We start from the raw sequence: 17,103 nt of genomic DNA on the forward strand, positions 1-17,103 counted from the left end.
CTTTTTGACAAAAGCTTATGCGATCGCTCTTTAAGATAGTGCGCTTTGTGCGATCGTAAGCAATGCTTAAACAAAACTTATATAAGGGACTGCAAGATCCCCGATTTCTTGAAGAAGTCGGGGATCTGAATCAACCTAGCCTATCCCGCGCTGTCCAAATTGCCTCGCGTACCTCTCCAGCGCACTCTTCACCCGTCGTCTCGCGCCAAATGCTTTGAAACTGGGTTTCACCTAACTGCTGAAGCATACGAGCTAAAGCATTGATATAATAACTGATAAAATCTTGATAGTGCTGTAAAGCAACGCCTAAAGCTCCAATATAAATTAGCAAAGCTTCAGCATAATTTTCTTGAGCTTCTAAAAGCCTTCCCCATTTACCCAATGTTTGTAAAGTCCAATACCAATCTTTAAATTGCTGATAAGTTTCCCAGGCTTTTTGATAATACTTAATCGCCACATCAAACTGCTGTTGCTCTTGGGCTACCATAGCTAATAAATAATAATCACTAGCTGCACTATAATAATCTTTTCTCTGTTCTAATATATTCAGTGATTTGAAGCAGTAATCAATAGCTACATCAAACTGTTTTTGCTCATAGACTACCATACCTAGTTGGTGATAGACAGTGGCAGCATTATAGAAATCTCCGCCATCTTCAAAAATTTTTAGTGCCTTGTTATAGTAATCAACTGCGATATCAAACTTCCTTTGCTTTAGAGCAACATTGCCCAATTGATGATATTCAATGGCAGCACTAGACAAATCCTCTGAATCTTCTGCTATCTTCAATGCTTTGTTATAGTGATCAACAGCCACATCAAATTGCCGTTGTTCTTCAGCTACGATGCCTATTTGGTGATAGACAGTGGCAGCATGATAAAAATCTCCCTCATCTTCAAAAATCTTCAGTGCCTTGTTATAGTACTTAACTGCGATATCAAACTGCCTTTGCTTTTGAGCAATGTTGCCAATTTGATGATAGTCATTAGCAGCACTGTACACATTACCGGTATCTTCTTTTATCTTCAGCGCTGTTTTGTAGTAATCAATAGCTGTATTAAACTGCCATTGCTTTTCCGCAACATAACCTAGATTGTGATTAAAAGTGGCAATCTGATCATTAACTGATGGGTCATTTAGCGCTGTCAATTTATCCAAAATTTCTTGATAGATTTTTCTTGCATATTCTAAGTCAGCACTTAGCGCTGCTTCATTTGCATCCACACTTCGCAGATACATCCAAAAATTAAAAGCATCTTCACCCTTTACTGTCACATTTGCCAAGTTAATGTTAATTTGTTTAAGCGCCCGTTGCCGCAGTGATTGATATTCAGTTTTGCGACCTACACGTTGATACACTTCTCCCAACACTTGCAGAATTAACTATGCTTTAGCCCACTCTTTTTGCTGTTCAGCAAGGCGTAGATTTTGTAATAAATTTGGTTCTTCAACTTGCAGTACAGAGGTTGCCATTTTAGAGTTGCTGATGAGTTGCTTGTCATAGTGAGCTGCTAAATCAGCATAAAAAATCAGCAACTTTTTTTCGAGTTCTTTAATCACCTCCTGGGAAGTAATTCTGTTTAACTGCTGGCGCAAATACCAAGGTAGTGCTGGGTGAATTTTGTAAATAGTCTCACCCAAATATTCCAAAATACCTGCGGCGGTGGCTTCATTTAGAATCTGCAACCAATCAACTTTTTGCAAATTCTCCCCAAACACCACCCGATAAGCTTGTCCAGAAATATTATCAGAACTTTCAGATAACAAATATAGGCAATCTGCATTTATCCGTTCTGAAAACAACGCCAAAAATGGTAAATGCTGACGTGTTCGTTCCGACAACTTGGCAAAGGAATAATCCAACGACACAGTTAACGACTTATCCCTACCTTCCTCATCAGCACCTCTAAAAGTATCCAACCCCAGCCGCAACGCTTCAATTAATTGAGTTGGTGTCTGTGTCTTTAAATGCGGTAACACCACCCGCAACGATAAGGGATGTCCACCCAGCAATTTCAATAACTCTAAATACTCTTTTGGTAAGTTCTTTCTCTCTACACCCACAGTTTGCAAAATCTTCGCGGCTAACTCTTGGGCATCGGCTTGAGATAAACCCTGCAAATTGATTAAACTATATCCACAATCAAGCCAAAGTTCTTCGCGGCGGCTGGTAATTAATACCCAAGATTTACCGCCTTGTAATTCTTTGAGAAATTGTTTGAGATTGTTTCTTTCTTCTGCACTCAGTAAAGGTTCATTCCCCGTCGGGAAACCATTGACTGGTTCAAAGTTATCCCAAATCAACAAACAAGGCTGAGATTGCAAATATTTGAAGACGGCTCGTTGTTGTTGCTCTGCCTCATACTGGGAAAACTTATCTCCCCAAACAACTCTTCCGACTTCGTTTATTACCCGAATTAGTGACGCGCCAGACTCGAAGGAGGTAAAAAATATCTGCTTACGCCCTTGAGTTTCATCTAACCATTGGGCAAACCCTGTTGTTAGCTCAGTTTTACCTACACCTCCCATACCTTGCAACAGCACAATATTATTTTGGCGAAATGCTCGCTCTAACCGTAAGATGTCGTTGTCTCGCCCAATAAAACCGTAGCGTCCCTGTTCTGGAAACCTGAATAAATTGCTGATGGGTTCTGCCAAAAAGTCATCAATATCAGTAAAGTCTTCTGTTTGATGATTGACTTTTGTAAACGGTGTATAGGTTTCCTGCTGGTACAACACCGGAACCATCCAGTCAGCTAAAGGTAAATCACCTTTAGGGCTAGGACGCAAACGTTGATTTATTACTTGTCGCCTTGCTGCGGCTACAGCATTGGATACATCGGTTCCCGTGACTAGTTGCTGATAAAATCTGCCGATGAAATGTTTGGCTGCTTCGGCTTGCACGTTATAAGCCATTGCAACTACGCCCTTTGTCCCTAAAGATACCAAGCGCGTCGCCACAGAAGAAAAACTACCATCTCCTTCTTGGGCTGATTTACAAGCATTCAAAACAAAAATCGGCACACGACAATCATTTAAACTCTGAGCAATTTGGGCAGCAGTAATAATTTGGGGTGAACCATCGGTATTTTCAAACACCAATACTCCCTGCCCTTTGCTACCGTAAGAATGTTGAAATCCTGTGCTGTTTTCGTCAAAGTCCCCATGTCCATCAAAATGGACGATATGGTAAAAACCTTTATGAGCATTTAGTTCTTGCTCAAATGCCTCAAAGCTTGGTGGACGCAGCACTTTGAGGTTGACATCCTTTTGAATTGGTTTTAGGGCTTCGAGTAGAGGACGGGCGATAGTTTTTAAAGCGACATCTTTTTCGCCATAGGGGCGGGAAACTACTAATAATATATTTAACTTGTCCTGGGGTAATTCTTGGAGAGGCGATCGCACTGCATAACCGTTGAGACTGCGATACATTCCCCTTAAAGACGGTGCAAGAAATTGATAATCAGGCGTATACAGCAACTCCCAAGGTAAATTTAGCACTTTGGGGTCATCAGAAGAAATATTAATTTCGCACTTGTCTAGCCCTTCCCTTGTAGCTTCTTGAAAAAAATCCCAAGCTTTAGTGGTGCGGGGAAAAACTAATTCAAATAACTGCTGTCCCCATTCTTGAAACTTTTGCTCGATTTTCTGGGCTTGCTCAGGGAAAATACCATAAGGAAAAGGTAAATACTCTTCTAAGTACCAGCGTAATTCAGTTAATGTCTGTTCATCAAATGGATGCTCAAAAGTGACTGGAGGTGCTGAACGTGGTGCAGATTGTTCTCGTTGCCAGGAAAGTTGGATTTTTTCATCTTGATGAGTAATCCGCAACCAATTCTGCGCCATAACTACCTCTATCACTGGTTAGCTAATCCGATGCTAACTTAACTCAGTAATTCACGTAGAGGTCGGCTGATTACGCAAATTATCAAGATGATGGTGGAATCAAACTGGCAGTTTTGGCGACACTATCCCAAACTATCCAACCGCAGGAACTATCTACATCATCTGCATTGTTGGTAACTTTAAAATAGAGTTTTTCGCCACCTTTGGGTTCAATGGCAAAATCAGCATTTTGAGCATAAACAACTTTGAAACCTCTATCCCGCAAGCAATACATTGCCCAAGCTTTCAACGATTGCTTATAAGGTTCGTGGGGAATTGGTGGTTTGGTAAGTGCGGCTTCGATGACTTGAAATATCTGCATTGCTATATGAAAAGGGAAAGGAGATATCAGGTTGAGATAACGGCTTAGTACTCAGGAGTCGGTATTCTCACAGCAGGTTGAGGATCGCAACGAATTTCAATCATAAAACCATCGGGGTCATAAAAGTAAACACCTTTACCTGTAGGACGATTAACTGGGCCATGTGCGATCGCTATATTATTCTCCTGCAAAACTGCTAAAGCTTTCTCAAATAATCGCGGATCTATATCAAAAGCTAGATGATACGCTCTTGTAAAACTCTTTTCTGGATCTGGATTTGGTGGCTCAAGATCAGGTGTCCAGAATAAATCTAAAATTACGCCATCAGGAGTAACAAAGTTAGCAACTTTCCCCTCGGCGACAAGTTCCACCAAAGTTGCGGGTACTTGCTTTCCTGTCAATTCATGCAAGCCCAAAACACTACCATAAAAGTGACGCGAAGCTTGCATATCTTTGACGTTGAGAGCAATGTGATGCACTCTCCGCAAATGTCCAGGAGCAAGGATATTTTTCATAAGGCAGAGTAAATTTCCTTACTAGGATAGAAGTTGAACTCTGAAAAAGAGTTTACTTTCAATTATTATGGCTTTTGATTATTCTTTAGACTTCCAAAAAATAGATTTTCGCCAGCATCCTGAATTATATCGCGTTGGTAAGGGCGAACAAGGTGTGCTTTTGGTAGAACCCTACAAATCAGAAATTCTACCTCATTGGCGATTCAAAACACCTGAGATTGCTAAGGAATCCAGTGAAAAAATCTATCAGCTTTTTCTAGATTATCTAGCACAGGATGATTTTGTGGGAGCAGACATGGCGCGGAAGTTTATCCAAATGGGATATACTCGTTCTCGCCGTTATGCTAATCATAAAAGCGGCAGAAAATACAAAAAAACTTCCGATGAGGGAAGTTCAAAAAAAGAAATACTGCCTTATGATGTAGACCCAGTAAAAGCAGAATCAGCAGCTATTTTTAAAGCTAAATGGGTGGAAGCAAAAACAAATGCTAAGTATCTCCAGCTTTTAGCAAAACATAAACACATGTATGAAGGCTGAAGTAGAGACGTTACATGTAACGTCTCTACTGTAATTACTAATTATCTTCTATATTCGTCGCCGCAATCGCCAATTATCTGATATAGATTTCGTGATTTTTGAGAAATTTGATCTAGGCGATCGCAGTCTTCTTGATTTAATCTAAAATTAAAGACTTTGGCGTTGTTTTCAATATGTTCTGTTACACCCAGCCTTGCGCCAACAATTACACCTCCCACCGCTGGTTTATCTAAAATGTAACGTACTGCCACATTAGTAATACTTACACCATACTTATCAGCAATTTCTTTAAGTGTAGAAAGTAATTCTTGAAATAATTGCCAACCACCCCAAGCATCAATCATATTTTTATATTTACGTAAGCTGGCTGTGCCTAAATCAAAGTTTCGTGGTTCTGGCTGACCTAAATATTTTTCTGATAATAAACCACCACAAACTGTGCCGTAAGTGAAAAGTTTAATATCATGTTGTTGACAGAATTGCACCATTGACACTTCTGGACGACGGTCAACTAATGAAAATTGCACTTGATTAGAAACAATTTTAATCCCTGCGTTAATGATAATTTGCAGATGTTTTGTATCAAAATTGGTCAAAGCTAAATGTTTAATTTTTCCCTCAGTTTGCAATTCTGCCATAAATTTGAGGGCGTCTAGATAATTTTTATCGTTATACTCCCACCAGTGAAATTGAATTAAATCTAAAGATTCAACATTCATTCGCCGTAAGGAAATATTAATATTTTCCTCTACGACTTTTTTTGTCATTTTGCGAGGGCGAGGAACCCATTTTGTAAAAGCTTGTAAGTTAGCTAAAGCTTCTTTACCTCTAGTAGCAACTAGTTGACGGCGAAATTCCCCAATAAAATCTTCAGCAGGGCCATAATGGTCGGCTAAATCCCAAGTTGTAAACCCTTCATCTACATATTGGAACATAGCATGAATTGCTGATCTGGGATTGATATTTCCATGTGCGCCAGACACTTGCCACATACCATTTAATATCCGGCAAATGTTCAAATCGGGAGTAAGTTGAAGACGACTTTCTGCGGGTAACACCATATTGTTGAACTTTGAATTATTTAACGCCAGTCTTTTGCAGCTTGTTCTAGAACGTAAGCTGCAACATCTTGAATTTCTTGTTCACTGAGGCGGTCTTTATAAGCAGACATATTATTTTTTCCATTGGTGACAATGGATATAATTGCCTCTATTGAATCCATATTATATTTCTTAAGCGCTTGCTTTTTTAAATTCTTGCCCCGTCTGATGATGTTACTACCGTTAATATGACAGCCAGCACAATGAACGCTGAATATTTGTGCGCCATTAACTGTATCGTTAGCACTAGCAGGCAAGGTGAAGGTAATAGTCAATAACAAGAGAATTAAACATAATAATTGCACGATTTTTAGCAAATTAATGCTCATAGTTATGATATTTGTTCGGGCGGTTATCATTGTTTTATAGCAACTATAAATTAATCTTTATCTTCTCACAAGTATGTACATACTGATACTCAATATGTTGAGGTGAAGAAAACCGTACATCTACACGGATAAATGCTGACGATTTTTCACCTTTCCTTTCTATCTAAAGGAAGTGCCTATGACTGAGAGAATAAGCCAGAATATGAGTGTATCACCATCTCTAAAAATTTTTATCCAAATTAGCTAAATGCCCAGAGTTGAAAATGGTTAGAAATATCAAAGAACAAATTCAAACAGACCTTAAGCAAGCTAAAGAAACTGGTCAGTTACGGACTGAAAGAGTTCGAGAAATTGTAAAATCAGCAGTTTCTCAAGTTGCTTCTGAGTTTAAAGAAGGTTCAATTGAACTGCGTGGGCTTGTAAAAGATGCGGTTTCTGCTGTGATTGAAAGCCTCCAAGAAAAAGGTACTGAAATTAAAGAAGAAGTCACAGCTTCTATCGAAGGTGCTTTAGAAGGCGTGAACCAAAAAAGACACGAGAATATCATTCAAACTCAGTCAGAACTGCAAAGGTTGCAAGCTCAACTAGATAGCGAAGAAGAAAAACTGCAACAAGATGTAGATGTGATATTAGCAGAGATTGAAGAAACAGGTAGGGAAAAACCTGCTGATACCAAAAACATCATTGATTCGGCTGTTAACGCCATCAAAGATAGTGATGAAGTTTCTTTACTAAAAAAACGTTACGCACAATTGCAAGCACAACTAGCAATTGTTCGTGCTAATTTAGCTGCACGTTATGGTGGACGTTCTGAAGAAGTCCAAAATTATCTGAACGATGCAAAAACTTGGTATAACCAAGCGCGTCCGCAAGCTGAAGCTGTAGCGACACAAGTAGTACAAAAGCGATCGCAGTTAGACGATAAACTAAAAGAAGCAGGTACAGCTATCGCTAGAAAAGAATTCCAAATTAAACAAACCTTACGGGAGTTATTACTAGCCACTGCTGATTTGTTTAAAGAAAAGGACACAGCAGATAAAAACTAGAAGATATATATAAATTTAGAGACGTTGCAATGCAACGTCTCTTTGTTGTAATTAATTATTTTCGGCTAGTCATAGCTATGACAGCATTAACTGTAATTTCAGGGAGAATGCCTAAACTTGGTAAAATGTCTACTCCAGCAAAAACTATCGGTAAATCATCTCCTTGCCAAACCCAGATTTGCTGACGAGCAATATCTATTAACCAAGCAAGTTGTGTTCCATTACTGAGGCAGTGGAGAATTTTATTTTGTAAGTCTAAGGTACTTTGTTCAGGCGAGCGAATTTCAATTAACCAATCTGGCGCTCCATTAAATGGGCCATCTTCATCACTCAGGCGATTGCAAGCAATGATAGCAATATCTGGTACTGGTGAGTAAGGAGGTACAATGCAGCGTAGCTCCTGCACCGCTTCAAATTGATCGGTGCGATCGTTAATATAATTAACTAGATTACGTTGTAGGCGTGAGTGAAAGAGAGTTGCCATTGTTTTTTGAACAACTCGCCCATCAATTAATTCCCATGCAGGTGAACTCTCAATATTGGGTTGAGCAAGAAACTCTGCAAGCGAAATCCTAGTGATTGACTGGGGCATATTTTGTGACAAAGTTTTACTATGCTTGCTTGCAAGGATTCTGATTATATTTCATATTTTATGGGCTTTCTGTCCACTTTTTCACTTACTAATATCATTTGATAATCTTATTTCTAAAAATTATTCTAGCTAATAACTCGTGGCTTGATAAAAAGAGTGGACTATGGAAGCCCACCCTTAATTCGTTGTCCTTATTTAGAGAGGTTTGTGCCGAATCTGTTTAGAATTCATGACCTAATTTGAAACTTATCTTAGTAAGTGCCGCTATTAAATGCTTCTTCTCTCTTAGCCACTACCCAAAGAGCATGAATACTACCAGGAAGCCAACCAAGCAGGGTGAGCAGAATATTAATTACCAAAGTTGGGCCAACACCAACTGTTAGAAAAACGCCTAAAGGAGGCACTAAAAGAGCAAGTAAAAAACGAAATAATTTCATGGGTTTGCTGTTAGTTTTTCAAATTGATTAACTCATATTGTCCAGAATTAACATAACTCTTAACTCTGTCTCAGGAATTATGTTAATTCTGTGGTTTGATTCAAGCAGAAAATACTTGTACTATTGCTGAGGGTTACCTTGAGGTAATTCACCTTGGGTTGAAGTATTGCCAGTTAATAAGTTTCTTTCAACAAAGTAGTTGCTAATGAAAGTGTTAGCCAAAGATAGAACAACAGGGCCTAGAATAAAAGCAATAATTCCATGAGCGCTAAACCCAGGCACTAAAAATGCTGCTAAGGCAAAACAGATACCGTTAACAACCAACGCAAATGCACCGAAGGTGACGAGGTTTAAAGGTAACGATAGAGTAGAAAGAACTGGCTTCACAGAACTATTGATTAAGCCAATTACGACAGCAGCAATTAAAGCCGAGGGAAAGTTAGCAATATTAACACCAGGCACAACTAAATCAACAATTAGTAAGCTCAGTGCTGTAGCTAGAGTTATTAGAAATGTTCCCAACATTTTTTTACCTAAAAAGTCAGTGATAGTTTTTTGAATGTCTTTCTACTATCATTAACAACGTGGCAAGATTTACCCTCTCTTGCAAGATAGATTCTGCTTCTACCAGTTGACTGATTTAGGTAGATTTGCTGTAAAAACTCTAGAATACTACCAATTCAAAAAATTTATCGAGATAAATTTTGTAGAGACGTTGCTTTGCGAAGTCTTGACTGAACCTAGACATCTTTACCACCAGTTACCGCTTCTACCTTCACACTCGCGCTTTGTTACATAATGGCGGTAGCGAAACATAGCTTCTAGTTGGCTTTGTATTAACCAACCACTGATAAATTCAACTGTATCTCCACCTGGCATGGCGAAAGATATCGCATCTGTTAACTTGGTTTTACCATCTTCTGGCTGAAATTCATGGCGATGTACCCAAGCTTCAAACGGGCCAGATATTTGTTCATCGACAAATAGACGATATTGTTCGCATTCAGTGTGACGCGCTAACCAAGTTAAAGGTAATGGCCCCAAAAACAAACGAAACTCTGTGATAGCACCTACTTCCAGTCCTCCTTCTCGCCGAACTACTTTGACTGGTTGCCAAGGCGGAGTTAACATTTGCAGGATATCTGGCCTTTCATGAAATTGCCAAACTACTTCTATTGGCGCATTAATCACAGATGAATGGTTGAAGTGCAACATGAACAGCAAAACCTAAAATTTAGCCTTCGTATTCGGTATCAATTTCGATATCTAGGGTGTCTTCATCAACCCGGACATACAAAATATTCGGGTTACAGCAAACTTGACAATCTTCAACATAAGATTGCTGTCCCCCCGCACTCAAGTCAATAAAGGTTAAGTTGGGTTCGCCGCAAAAGGCGCAGTAATACTCAGCAGTTGTTTGCATTCAATTTTTGGCTATGAATTTATGGGCTGTAGTTCTTTGGAGGATGAACGGAAATGACTGGTCGCCTCATCCAAGTGCTTTAGTAGTGTAGACTGCGGTAGCGGCCCTTGCAAGTGGCTCCAAGGCAAGACTTGGGATGTTGACCAATTAGCATGGACGTAAAAATCTAAATCGGGGATTTTTCCTTTAAGTTGCTTGAAAGCGCGTTTATAACTACCTAAAGAGTCGCCAAAGTCGCGGGTGAGTTCCAAAAGTTGAGATAAGCGGCGATCGCCTCTCGATAACAAAGCCTGTATGATAGACCAGTTATAACTTTCTGGGCGAAAATCTATCCCCTGCGGTTTGAGTTGTTTTTGTAAAAGCTGCAACCGTTTTTCAGCTTGACGATTTACCCCAAACCATTGAAATGGTGTATGCGATTTCGGTACAAACGTGCTACAGCCAAAGCTTAACCGCAATCCTGGTGCAGCTTTTTTGATACTCCGCATCATCGCCACAGTCGCCTCTAAATCTTCTGCTTCCTCACCAGGAATACCAACCATCCCGTACAGTTTCAAGCCTGAGAGTCCACCTGCTTTCGCATTTATCGCCGCTTGGATAATTTCATCATTTTGCAGCTTTTTGTTGATGATTTGCCGCAGTTGATCGGAACCACTTTCTACAGCAATGGTAAGCGATCGCGTGTCTCGTTTTGCCAAAGTTTCTGCCAACTGCACCGTTACAGTATTAGTTCTGACGGAAGCAATACTCAACCGCACATCATCATATTTCGGCTGACTAATGTAATTTAATAACTCCTCAAACTCTGGATGTTGGGTAACAGAAGCGCCTAATAATCCCAGGCGATTTGTTACTGCTAAACCTCGTTCAATTGCTGGAATTAATGAACCTTCGAGGCTGGCAGTTCTAAATGGTAAAGTCAGATAACTTGCCAAACAAAAGCGGCACATTTCCGGACAACTTCTCACCACCTCCACCATGTAAATATTTTCCCAAGCAGCTTTTTCTGTAACCACTGTGGAAGCAGAGAGAATATTTCCGCGATAAGTTTGCTTTTGAACAATGGCGGGAACATCTGAAGAAATTGGCTGAATTGACTTTACTTCACCATCTGGTGTTTGATATTCCACCTCGTACAAACTCGGAATATAAATTCCTGGTACTTGTGCCAATCTTTGAAGCTGAGTTTGTCTAGGAGCATATCTTACTTCTTTGTAAGATTCAACAAAATTACCCAGCAGATTTTCCCCATCTCCTAACAAAATGATATCAAAAAAATCAGCAAAAGGTTCAGGGTTAGCCGTGAGAACTGGGCCGCCACCAAAAATGAGCGGATGAGAATTATCACGTAAATTTGCCCGAATTGGAATATTTAAAGTTTCCAACAAATTTAAAATATTCACATAATCTAATTCCCAAGAAATCGAAAATCCCACAATTTCCGGCTGTCTCGGAAGTTGTTCATGAATATCAGTAAATAGACGACTCACCTGCACATCATCACGCATTGCCAAAGTTGCCCAAACTACCTGATAGCCAAGGCTAGTGATACCTACACTGTACTCATTCGGAAAAGCAAAAATTAAAGGTATCGCATCAGTATCAGAAGTAGTGGGAGTGAATAAAAGACGTTCAGCAGCAAATACAGATGATGTCATGTCGAAATAATTTGTAGTTCGTAATTGTTTATCTTTGATACTTTATTTAAGACTTACTGCTTTGTCCGCAATCAGTTTCATCTATATTTTTATCTTAAAGAAAAAGAAAGACTCTGCGTAACTTTGCGTTTACCTCCGCGAAACTCTGCGTTTAAAAGTAAAAATTTATCTCACGCAGAGGAGCCAGCGCTGTGCAGGGGTTCCCCCCGTTGAGGCGACTGGCGTGCGCAGAGAGGATATGGAATTTGAGATTTGATTCATATTTCATCCCCTTATTTAGCAACGTCATACTAAAAAGTACAAGCGATCGCTAATTCTGCATGTCGTAGTAAAGTATCTTTATCCAACGCATGGACAACATATTGCGGTGTTTGGGCTAATAATTTTTCAATTCTCTCTCTAGCTGCTGTCACTACCTCTTGTTTCAAGCTACCTTTGCTAAGAGAATCAGCAAAATCTGCCGACATATAATAAGTACGTTCCAAAGAAGATGAATTGATATTCCGCGAGAGGATGAACAAGTCACACCCAGCATTAAATGCGCGGGCGACAGTACCGCTTTGGGTAAACATATCGGAAATTGCTTTCATATCCAAATCATCGGATACAACCACACCCTCAAACCCAAGTTCTTCCCGTAGGATGTTTTTGAGAATAGGTTGCGAGATAGTCGCCGGCACATCTGGGTCAATTTTGGGAAATAAAATGTGAGTTGTCATAATCAAGGGAATTTGCGCTGCAATCAAGGCTTGAAAAGGTATTAGTTCCCGATTACGCAAGTCTTCCACAGTTAAATCAAGCACTGGTAATTCAACGTGCGAGTCTGTACTTGTGTCTCCATGTCCAGGAAAATGCTTGGCACATCCTAAAATCCCCGACTCTTGTAGACCCTGGTAATATGCCAACGCACCTTCTGCCGCCGTTTGTGGTGTATCACCAAAGGCACGCGGCCCAATTACAGGATTAAGAGGATTTGAGTAAATATCGGCTACAGGCGACCAAGATACGTTAATTCCCAGTGATTTTAGTTCTGTGGCTGTGGCTTTTGCTACTTCATGGGCGTGCGATCGCAACAGCGAAGCATAAGGAAATCTGGTAATTGGTAAAGGTGTGCGTACTACGCGTCCGCCTTCATGATCTAATGTCATGAACATCGAATCGCGTTCCGCATATTGTCGAATTTGGTCTATTAGTTCTTTAAAGCTGGCTAACCAAACCTCATAAGGAACGCCATCTATAAAGTTTTTAGCAAAAAATATTACTCCAATTGGTTTTAATTCACTGAGTGCCTGTTTATCATCATCGCTCAATTTTGTGCCAGAAATTCCGATAATTACGTGATTTCCGAATAATTCCATATCTTGCACTTTCGACATAATTTATTACCAAGAAGTTATAAAAATTAAGTATTAATACAGAACTAACCAAATAATGACTCTCTAAATTTTTTCATCAATCGCGCTCAAGCTGACTATACGGGTTTCTTAATTTCACACTTCATACTTCACACTTCACACTTCAGCCTTCAGCCTTTCACTCTACAAGATATCTTAAACTCTTCAAGAATCTGCCGTTACTTACAAAGAAACCGTAAATTTACTATAGCTTTATAGCCTAAGCGCACGGCAATCAATTAAAATTCAGTGACTTATAATTACGCATTTTTACTTACGTATTTGTTAGGGAAAGCATCGCCGCGATCGCATCCTGCTATTTTTTTAGAAAAATTATGTTGCTGAATTCATACAATAATTTTTTTGAGCATTTTGTTACTAAAATTCATAATTTTTGTTACGAAAATTTTCTAGGTTTGACAAAAAATCCAAGATGGCTGTTAATGCGTAACGTAGCTCAGTATCAACTGGTAAGAAATATCATCAAGTTTTTTTCCAAATCTAGTAGTCAAGCATTTTTAAAGTTAATCAATGAGCAGAATTCTTATTTCACCAACGTGGATGTAGATGAAGTTGTTAAAAACTTATATGACGAAGGTTTATCTGTAGGAATTAATTTACCTCAATATGTTGTGCAAGAAATAGTCGAGTTTGCTAAATCCACACCTTGTTACGCTAACCAGAAATCTCATTTAGGTTTTTATTTTCATCAAAAAGAAGCAGCGCAAAGCCAAGCAGGTAAGCAAGTTGTTACAGGGTTTTATTACAATACAGGATTATTTTGTGCAGCAATTAAGAAATTGCAAAACGACCCCAAATTATTAGCGATCGCAGCTAAATATTTAGACGCTCAACCAGTGCATCAAGGTAATAAACTATGGTGGAGTTTTGCTGGCGAAACGACATATCGAGAGCAAAGCCAAGCCGCGCAATTTTTTCATTATGATTTAGATGACTATCGCTTTATCAAATTTTTCTTTTATTTAACAGATGTTGATTCTCAAAGTGGTCAGCATATCTGCGTTCGTGGCAGTCACAAAAAGAAAAAACTCACACATCTTTGGTTTCGTAAACGCGAAACAGATCAAGATATTATTAATTACTACGGTCAGGAATCTTTGGTAAATATTTCTGGTCAAGCAGGCTTTGGATTTGTCGAAGATCCCCTGTGTTTTCACAAAGGACTACCACCTACTCACAAAGACCGCTTAATTTTACAAATAGAATTTGCAACTACTGACTATCAGATGCAGCATGACATCAAAGACACTACTTTGTTGAAAATGATCAATAGTCAATAGCCATTTGTGCTTCTTGGTTGCACCCTCTCTCCCTAAAGAAAAATCGGTGTTACGAAAGTTTTTGTCCAGGCGATCGCACAATTACTGCCAAATGTAACGGATTGCAACGTATAATGAGAACGACAAAACGATTAAGAAATATTGAACAACAGTAGGTTTAAATGCGAGTAGCGATCGCGGGTGCTGGTCTAGCAGGACTTTCCTGCGCGAAATATCTTGTAGACGCAGGTTACACTCCCATTGTCTTGGAGCGTCGAGACGTATTGGGTGGCCTTGTAGCGGCATGGAAAGACTCTGACGGCGACTGGTACGAAACCGGGTTACACGCCTTCTTTGGGGCATACCCCAATATGCTGCAATTGCTCAAGGAGTTAGGCATTGAAGACCGCCTTCAATGGAAAGAGCATACACTAATCTTTAATCAACCAGAAAAACCTGGAACACTCTCACGTTTTGATGTTCCTGATATTCCATCTCCGTTTAACATCATTGCCTCGATTCTGCGCAACAACGATATGTTGACTTGGGAGCAGAAGATTCGGTTCGCTATTGGCTTGCTTCCAGCCATCGTGCGCGGTCAAAACTATGTCGAAGAGATGGATAAATACAGCTTTTTGGAGTGGCTGAAAAGACAAGGTGTAGGTGAGCGAGTAGCCAGTGACGTATTCATTGCTGCTTCTAAAGCCTTAACCTTTATCAACCCCGATGAAGTATCGTCCACAATCTTATTAACAGCCCTAAATCGCTTTCTGCAAGAGCGATATGGCTCCAAAATCGCCTTTTTAGACGGTTCACCTACAGAACGTTTGTGTCAACCTATCGTTGATTACATTACCGAACGTGGTGGCGAAGTTCGGCTCAATGCACCCCTCAAAGAAATCTTGCTCAACCCAGATGGGACGGTTAAAGGATTTTTGCTGCGTGGGTTAAATGGCGCACCAGATGAAGTTGTGACAGCAGACTTTTACGTATCAGCCATGTCAGTTGATCCTTTAAAAGTCATGTTGCCCGAACCTTGGAAGCAAATGGAGTTTTTCCAAAAGCTAGAAGGCTTGGAGGGTGTGCCAGTAATTAACTTACATTTATGGTTTGATCGGAAATTAACAGATATTGATCACTTATTATTTTCGCGATCGCCCCTCCTCAGCGTTTATGCTGATATGAGCAACACTTGTCGAGAATACGCTAACCCAGATCGCTCAATGTTGGAACTAGTTCTAGCTCCTGCTCAAGATTGGATTAGCAAATCTGACGAGGAAATTATTGCTGCAACTATGACCGAGTTGGAAAAACTTTTCCCCGACCATTTTGGAAAAGAAAATCCAGCCAAACTCCTGAAATCTCATGTAGTGAAAACGCCGCGTTCAGTTTACAAAGCGACTCCTGGTCGTCAACAGTACCGTCCGCCCCAAAAAACTCCCATCGCCAACTTCTTTCTGAGTGGGAGTTACACCATGCAACGCTACTTGGGCAGTATGGAAGGGGCCGTACTTTCTGGTAAGCTAACAGCGCAGGCGATTTGTGAATCGCTGCCAGAGGCCAGTGCCTCAAACCTACAAACGCTAACCCGACCGCCTGCAACGAATGCTGCAACTGCCTGATTCCCCCCCGCGCATGAAAACGCTGGTCTCTGTAGACGAGTCATACAAACTTTGTCGGCAACTCATAGCCAAGTACTCCGCGACCTTCTACCTGAGTACTTTACTTTTGAGTAAAGAAAAACGCCCAGCTGTTTGGGCAATTTATGCTTGGTGTCGCCGTACAGATGAACTAGTGGATGGCCCTGCATCTGCTCTTACCACACCAGAAACCCTAGCTCAATGGGAGCAGCAGCTAGAATCAATTTTTGCTGGACACCCAGTCGAAAATTATGATGTAGCTTTAGCTGATACTGTGCAACGCTTTCCGATGGACATTCAGCCCTTTCGGGATATGATTGCTGGACAGCGTATGGACTTATACCGCAGTCGCTACGAAACATTTGAGGAACTATACCTCTATTGTTATCGTGTCGCCGGTACGGTCGGCTTGATGTCAACGGCCATCATGGGGCTGGATAACACCAGCAACACAGCACCGTGGAACCGTGAACAAGCGCCATATATTCCCACTCAAGAAGAAATTGCTCTAGGAATCGCTAAACAACTGACCAACATCTTAAGAGATGTGGGAGAAGATGCAAGGCGGGGGCGAATTTACATTCCGTTGGAAGATTTGGCAAGATTTAACTACACCGAGCAAGACTTGATGAAGGGCGTGATAGATGAGCGCTGGCGTTCTCTCATGCGTTTTCAAATTGCGCGGGCAGAACAATTTTATCGCAAGGCAGAAAGAGGTATTGCCTACCTATCTCCTGATGCACGTTTGCCTGTTTGGGCAGCACTGATGCACTACAGTGGCATTTTAAAAGTGATTGAACGCAACGATTATGATGTGTTCAATCGGCGAGCCTACGTCCCCCAATGGCAAAAGTTATCTAGTTTACCAGTGGCATGGCTGCGATCGCAGGTTCTGTAAAATGAGTCAATAGTCCGTAGTCCAGAGTCAGCAGCAAAACCTAAT

The 17,103-nt window shown here is 40.4% G+C and carries 18 protein-coding genes; 5 read left to right on the forward strand and 13 right to left on the reverse strand.

Annotated elements, in window-relative coordinates:
* Positions 1-130: 130 nt before the first annotated feature.
* The 4 genes from ACMX3D_RS11875 to ACMX3D_RS11890 all read right to left on the reverse strand — a co-directional run bounded on the left by ACMX3D_RS11875 (position 131) and on the right by ACMX3D_RS11890 (position 4,723).
* Positions 131-1,360: a tetratricopeptide repeat protein gene (locus tag ACMX3D_RS11875; protein ID WP_482751614.1), complete on the reverse strand. Its 1,230-nt coding sequence runs from the start codon at positions 1,358-1,360 to the stop codon at positions 131-133.
* A gap of 24 nt (positions 1,361-1,384) precedes the next feature.
* Positions 1,385-3,847, reverse strand: a complete 2,463-nt coding sequence (locus ACMX3D_RS11880; protein ID WP_482751615.1) for a CHAT domain-containing protein — start codon at positions 3,845-3,847, stop codon at positions 1,385-1,387.
* A gap of 82 nt (positions 3,848-3,929) precedes the next feature.
* Positions 3,930-4,208, reverse strand: coding sequence for a hypothetical protein (locus tag ACMX3D_RS11885; protein WP_482751616.1), 279 nt, complete (start codon positions 4,206-4,208; stop codon positions 3,930-3,932).
* Positions 4,209-4,252: 44 nt separating this feature from the next.
* Entirely contained in the window at positions 4,253-4,723 is a 471-nt protein-coding gene (locus ACMX3D_RS11890) for a VOC family protein (RefSeq protein ID WP_482751617.1), read from the reverse strand.
* A 67-nt stretch (positions 4,724-4,790) separates the two neighbouring features.
* On the opposite strand from ACMX3D_RS11890, the gene ACMX3D_RS11895 reads away from it, so the two are divergent.
* The gene (locus tag ACMX3D_RS11895) at positions 4,791-5,261 is read left to right on the forward strand and encodes a DUF4385 domain-containing protein (RefSeq protein ID WP_482751618.1); all 471 of its coding nucleotides are present in this window, start codon (positions 4,791-4,793) and stop codon (positions 5,259-5,261) included.
* A gap of 41 nt (positions 5,262-5,302) precedes the next feature.
* Here ACMX3D_RS11895 and ACMX3D_RS11900 read toward each other — a convergent pair whose 3' ends face one another.
* Together ACMX3D_RS11900 and petJ are read right to left on the reverse strand one after the other, a co-directional pair.
* Entirely contained in the window at positions 5,303-6,322 is a 1,020-nt protein-coding gene (locus ACMX3D_RS11900) for an aldo/keto reductase (RefSeq protein ID WP_482751619.1), read from the reverse strand.
* A gap of 20 nt (positions 6,323-6,342) precedes the next feature.
* Positions 6,343-6,690 carry a cytochrome c6 PetJ gene (petJ, locus tag ACMX3D_RS11905; protein WP_482751620.1) on the reverse strand — a complete coding sequence of 116 codons (348 nt, stop codon included), beginning with the start codon at positions 6,688-6,690 and terminating at the stop codon, positions 6,343-6,345.
* Between the two features lie 263 nt (positions 6,691-6,953).
* Between petJ and ACMX3D_RS11910 the strand changes: the two genes are divergently transcribed.
* Positions 6,954-7,736 carry a histidine kinase gene (locus tag ACMX3D_RS11910; RefSeq protein ID WP_482751621.1) on the forward strand — a complete coding sequence of 261 codons (783 nt, stop codon included), beginning with the start codon at positions 6,954-6,956 and terminating at the stop codon, positions 7,734-7,736.
* 55 nt (positions 7,737-7,791) lie between these two features.
* Here the strand turns inward: ACMX3D_RS11910 and ACMX3D_RS11915 are convergent, their stop codons facing one another.
* The 7 genes from ACMX3D_RS11915 to nagZ form a co-directional block, all read right to left on the reverse strand.
* Positions 7,792-8,328, reverse strand: coding sequence for a Uma2 family endonuclease (locus ACMX3D_RS11915; RefSeq protein WP_482751622.1), 537 nt, complete (start codon positions 8,326-8,328; stop codon positions 7,792-7,794).
* Positions 8,329-8,579: 251 nt separating this feature from the next.
* Complete coding sequence (locus ACMX3D_RS11920) at positions 8,580-8,765, reverse strand: YqaE/Pmp3 family membrane protein (protein WP_482751623.1); 186 nt, start codon at positions 8,763-8,765, stop codon at positions 8,580-8,582.
* A gap of 120 nt (positions 8,766-8,885) precedes the next feature.
* Entirely contained in the window at positions 8,886-9,290 is a 405-nt protein-coding gene (locus ACMX3D_RS11925; protein ID WP_482751624.1) for a phage holin family protein, read from the reverse strand.
* A 225-nt stretch (positions 9,291-9,515) separates the two neighbouring features.
* Positions 9,516-9,980 (reverse strand): SRPBCC family protein, encoded by a 465-nt coding sequence (locus tag ACMX3D_RS11930; RefSeq protein WP_482751625.1) that lies wholly within the window; start codon positions 9,978-9,980, stop codon positions 9,516-9,518.
* A 19-nt stretch (positions 9,981-9,999) separates the two neighbouring features.
* Positions 10,000-10,188, reverse strand: a complete 189-nt coding sequence (locus tag ACMX3D_RS11935; protein ID WP_193884556.1) for a CPXCG motif-containing cysteine-rich protein — start codon at positions 10,186-10,188, stop codon at positions 10,000-10,002.
* A gap of 11 nt (positions 10,189-10,199) precedes the next feature.
* Complete coding sequence (locus tag ACMX3D_RS11940; RefSeq protein WP_482751626.1) at positions 10,200-11,846, reverse strand: B12-binding domain-containing radical SAM protein; 1,647 nt, start codon at positions 11,844-11,846, stop codon at positions 10,200-10,202.
* A 290-nt stretch (positions 11,847-12,136) separates the two neighbouring features.
* On the reverse strand, positions 12,137-13,222 hold the full coding sequence (gene nagZ / locus ACMX3D_RS11945; protein WP_482751627.1) for a beta-N-acetylhexosaminidase: 1,086 nt from the start codon (positions 13,220-13,222) through the stop codon (positions 12,137-12,139).
* A gap of 461 nt (positions 13,223-13,683) precedes the next feature.
* Here nagZ and ACMX3D_RS11950 point away from each other — a divergent pair, with 461 nt between their 5' ends.
* The 3 genes from ACMX3D_RS11950 (at position 13,684) to crtB (ending at position 17,058) form a co-directional block, all read left to right on the forward strand.
* Positions 13,684-14,541, forward strand: coding sequence for a hypothetical protein (locus ACMX3D_RS11950; RefSeq protein ID WP_482751628.1), 858 nt, complete (start codon positions 13,684-13,686; stop codon positions 14,539-14,541).
* Between the two features lie 161 nt (positions 14,542-14,702).
* A complete protein-coding gene (gene pds, locus ACMX3D_RS11955) occupies positions 14,703-16,142 on the forward strand; it encodes a 15-cis-phytoene desaturase (RefSeq protein ID WP_482751629.1) in 1,440 nt (479 codons plus the stop codon).
* Positions 16,126-17,058, forward strand: coding sequence for a 15-cis-phytoene synthase CrtB (crtB, locus tag ACMX3D_RS11960; RefSeq protein WP_482751630.1), 933 nt, complete (start codon positions 16,126-16,128; stop codon positions 17,056-17,058). Before pds ends, crtB begins: the two co-directional genes overlap by 17 nt.
* Positions 17,059-17,103: the final 45 nt, after the last annotated feature.

Source organism: Anabaena sp. TISTR 8404 (assembly GCF_056847745.1).

What these genes read in the sequence shown, in the direction of transcription:
- ACMX3D_RS11935 (WP_193884556.1), bottom strand. Translation starts at nt 10,188, where the DNA reads ATGCAAACAACTGCTGAGTATTACTGCGCCTTTTGCGGCGAACCCAAC.
- ACMX3D_RS11930 (WP_482751625.1), bottom strand. Translation starts at nt 9,980, where the DNA reads ATGTTGCACTTCAACCATTCATCTGTGATTAATGCGCCAATAGAAGTA.
- pds (WP_482751629.1), top strand. Translation starts at nt 14,703, where the DNA reads ATGCGAGTAGCGATCGCGGGTGCTGGTCTAGCAGGACTTTCCTGCGCG.
- petJ (WP_482751620.1), bottom strand. Translation starts at nt 6,690, where the DNA reads ATGAGCATTAATTTGCTAAAAATCGTGCAATTATTATGTTTAATTCTC.
- ACMX3D_RS11895 (WP_482751618.1), top strand. Translation starts at nt 4,791, where the DNA reads ATGGCTTTTGATTATTCTTTAGACTTCCAAAAAATAGATTTTCGCCAG.
- crtB (WP_482751630.1), top strand. Translation starts at nt 16,126, where the DNA reads ATGCTGCAACTGCCTGATTCCCCCCCGCGCATGAAAACGCTGGTCTCT.
- ACMX3D_RS11950 (WP_482751628.1), top strand. Translation starts at nt 13,684, where the DNA reads ATGCGTAACGTAGCTCAGTATCAACTGGTAAGAAATATCATCAAGTTT.
- nagZ (WP_482751627.1), bottom strand. Translation starts at nt 13,222, where the DNA reads ATGTCGAAAGTGCAAGATATGGAATTATTCGGAAATCACGTAATTATC.
- ACMX3D_RS11900 (WP_482751619.1), bottom strand. Translation starts at nt 6,322, where the DNA reads ATGGTGTTACCCGCAGAAAGTCGTCTTCAACTTACTCCCGATTTGAAC.
- ACMX3D_RS11940 (WP_482751626.1), bottom strand. Translation starts at nt 11,846, where the DNA reads ATGACATCATCTGTATTTGCTGCTGAACGTCTTTTATTCACTCCCACT.
- ACMX3D_RS11920 (WP_482751623.1), bottom strand. Translation starts at nt 8,765, where the DNA reads ATGAAATTATTTCGTTTTTTACTTGCTCTTTTAGTGCCTCCTTTAGGC.
- ACMX3D_RS11885 (WP_482751616.1), bottom strand. Translation starts at nt 4,208, where the DNA reads ATGCAGATATTTCAAGTCATCGAAGCCGCACTTACCAAACCACCAATT.
- ACMX3D_RS11890 (WP_482751617.1), bottom strand. Translation starts at nt 4,723, where the DNA reads ATGAAAAATATCCTTGCTCCTGGACATTTGCGGAGAGTGCATCACATT.
- ACMX3D_RS11910 (WP_482751621.1), top strand. Translation starts at nt 6,954, where the DNA reads ATGGTTAGAAATATCAAAGAACAAATTCAAACAGACCTTAAGCAAGCT.
- ACMX3D_RS11915 (WP_482751622.1), bottom strand. Translation starts at nt 8,328, where the DNA reads ATGCCCCAGTCAATCACTAGGATTTCGCTTGCAGAGTTTCTTGCTCAA.
- ACMX3D_RS11925 (WP_482751624.1), bottom strand. Translation starts at nt 9,290, where the DNA reads ATGTTGGGAACATTTCTAATAACTCTAGCTACAGCACTGAGCTTACTA.
- ACMX3D_RS11880 (WP_482751615.1), bottom strand. Translation starts at nt 3,847, where the DNA reads ATGGCGCAGAATTGGTTGCGGATTACTCATCAAGATGAAAAAATCCAA.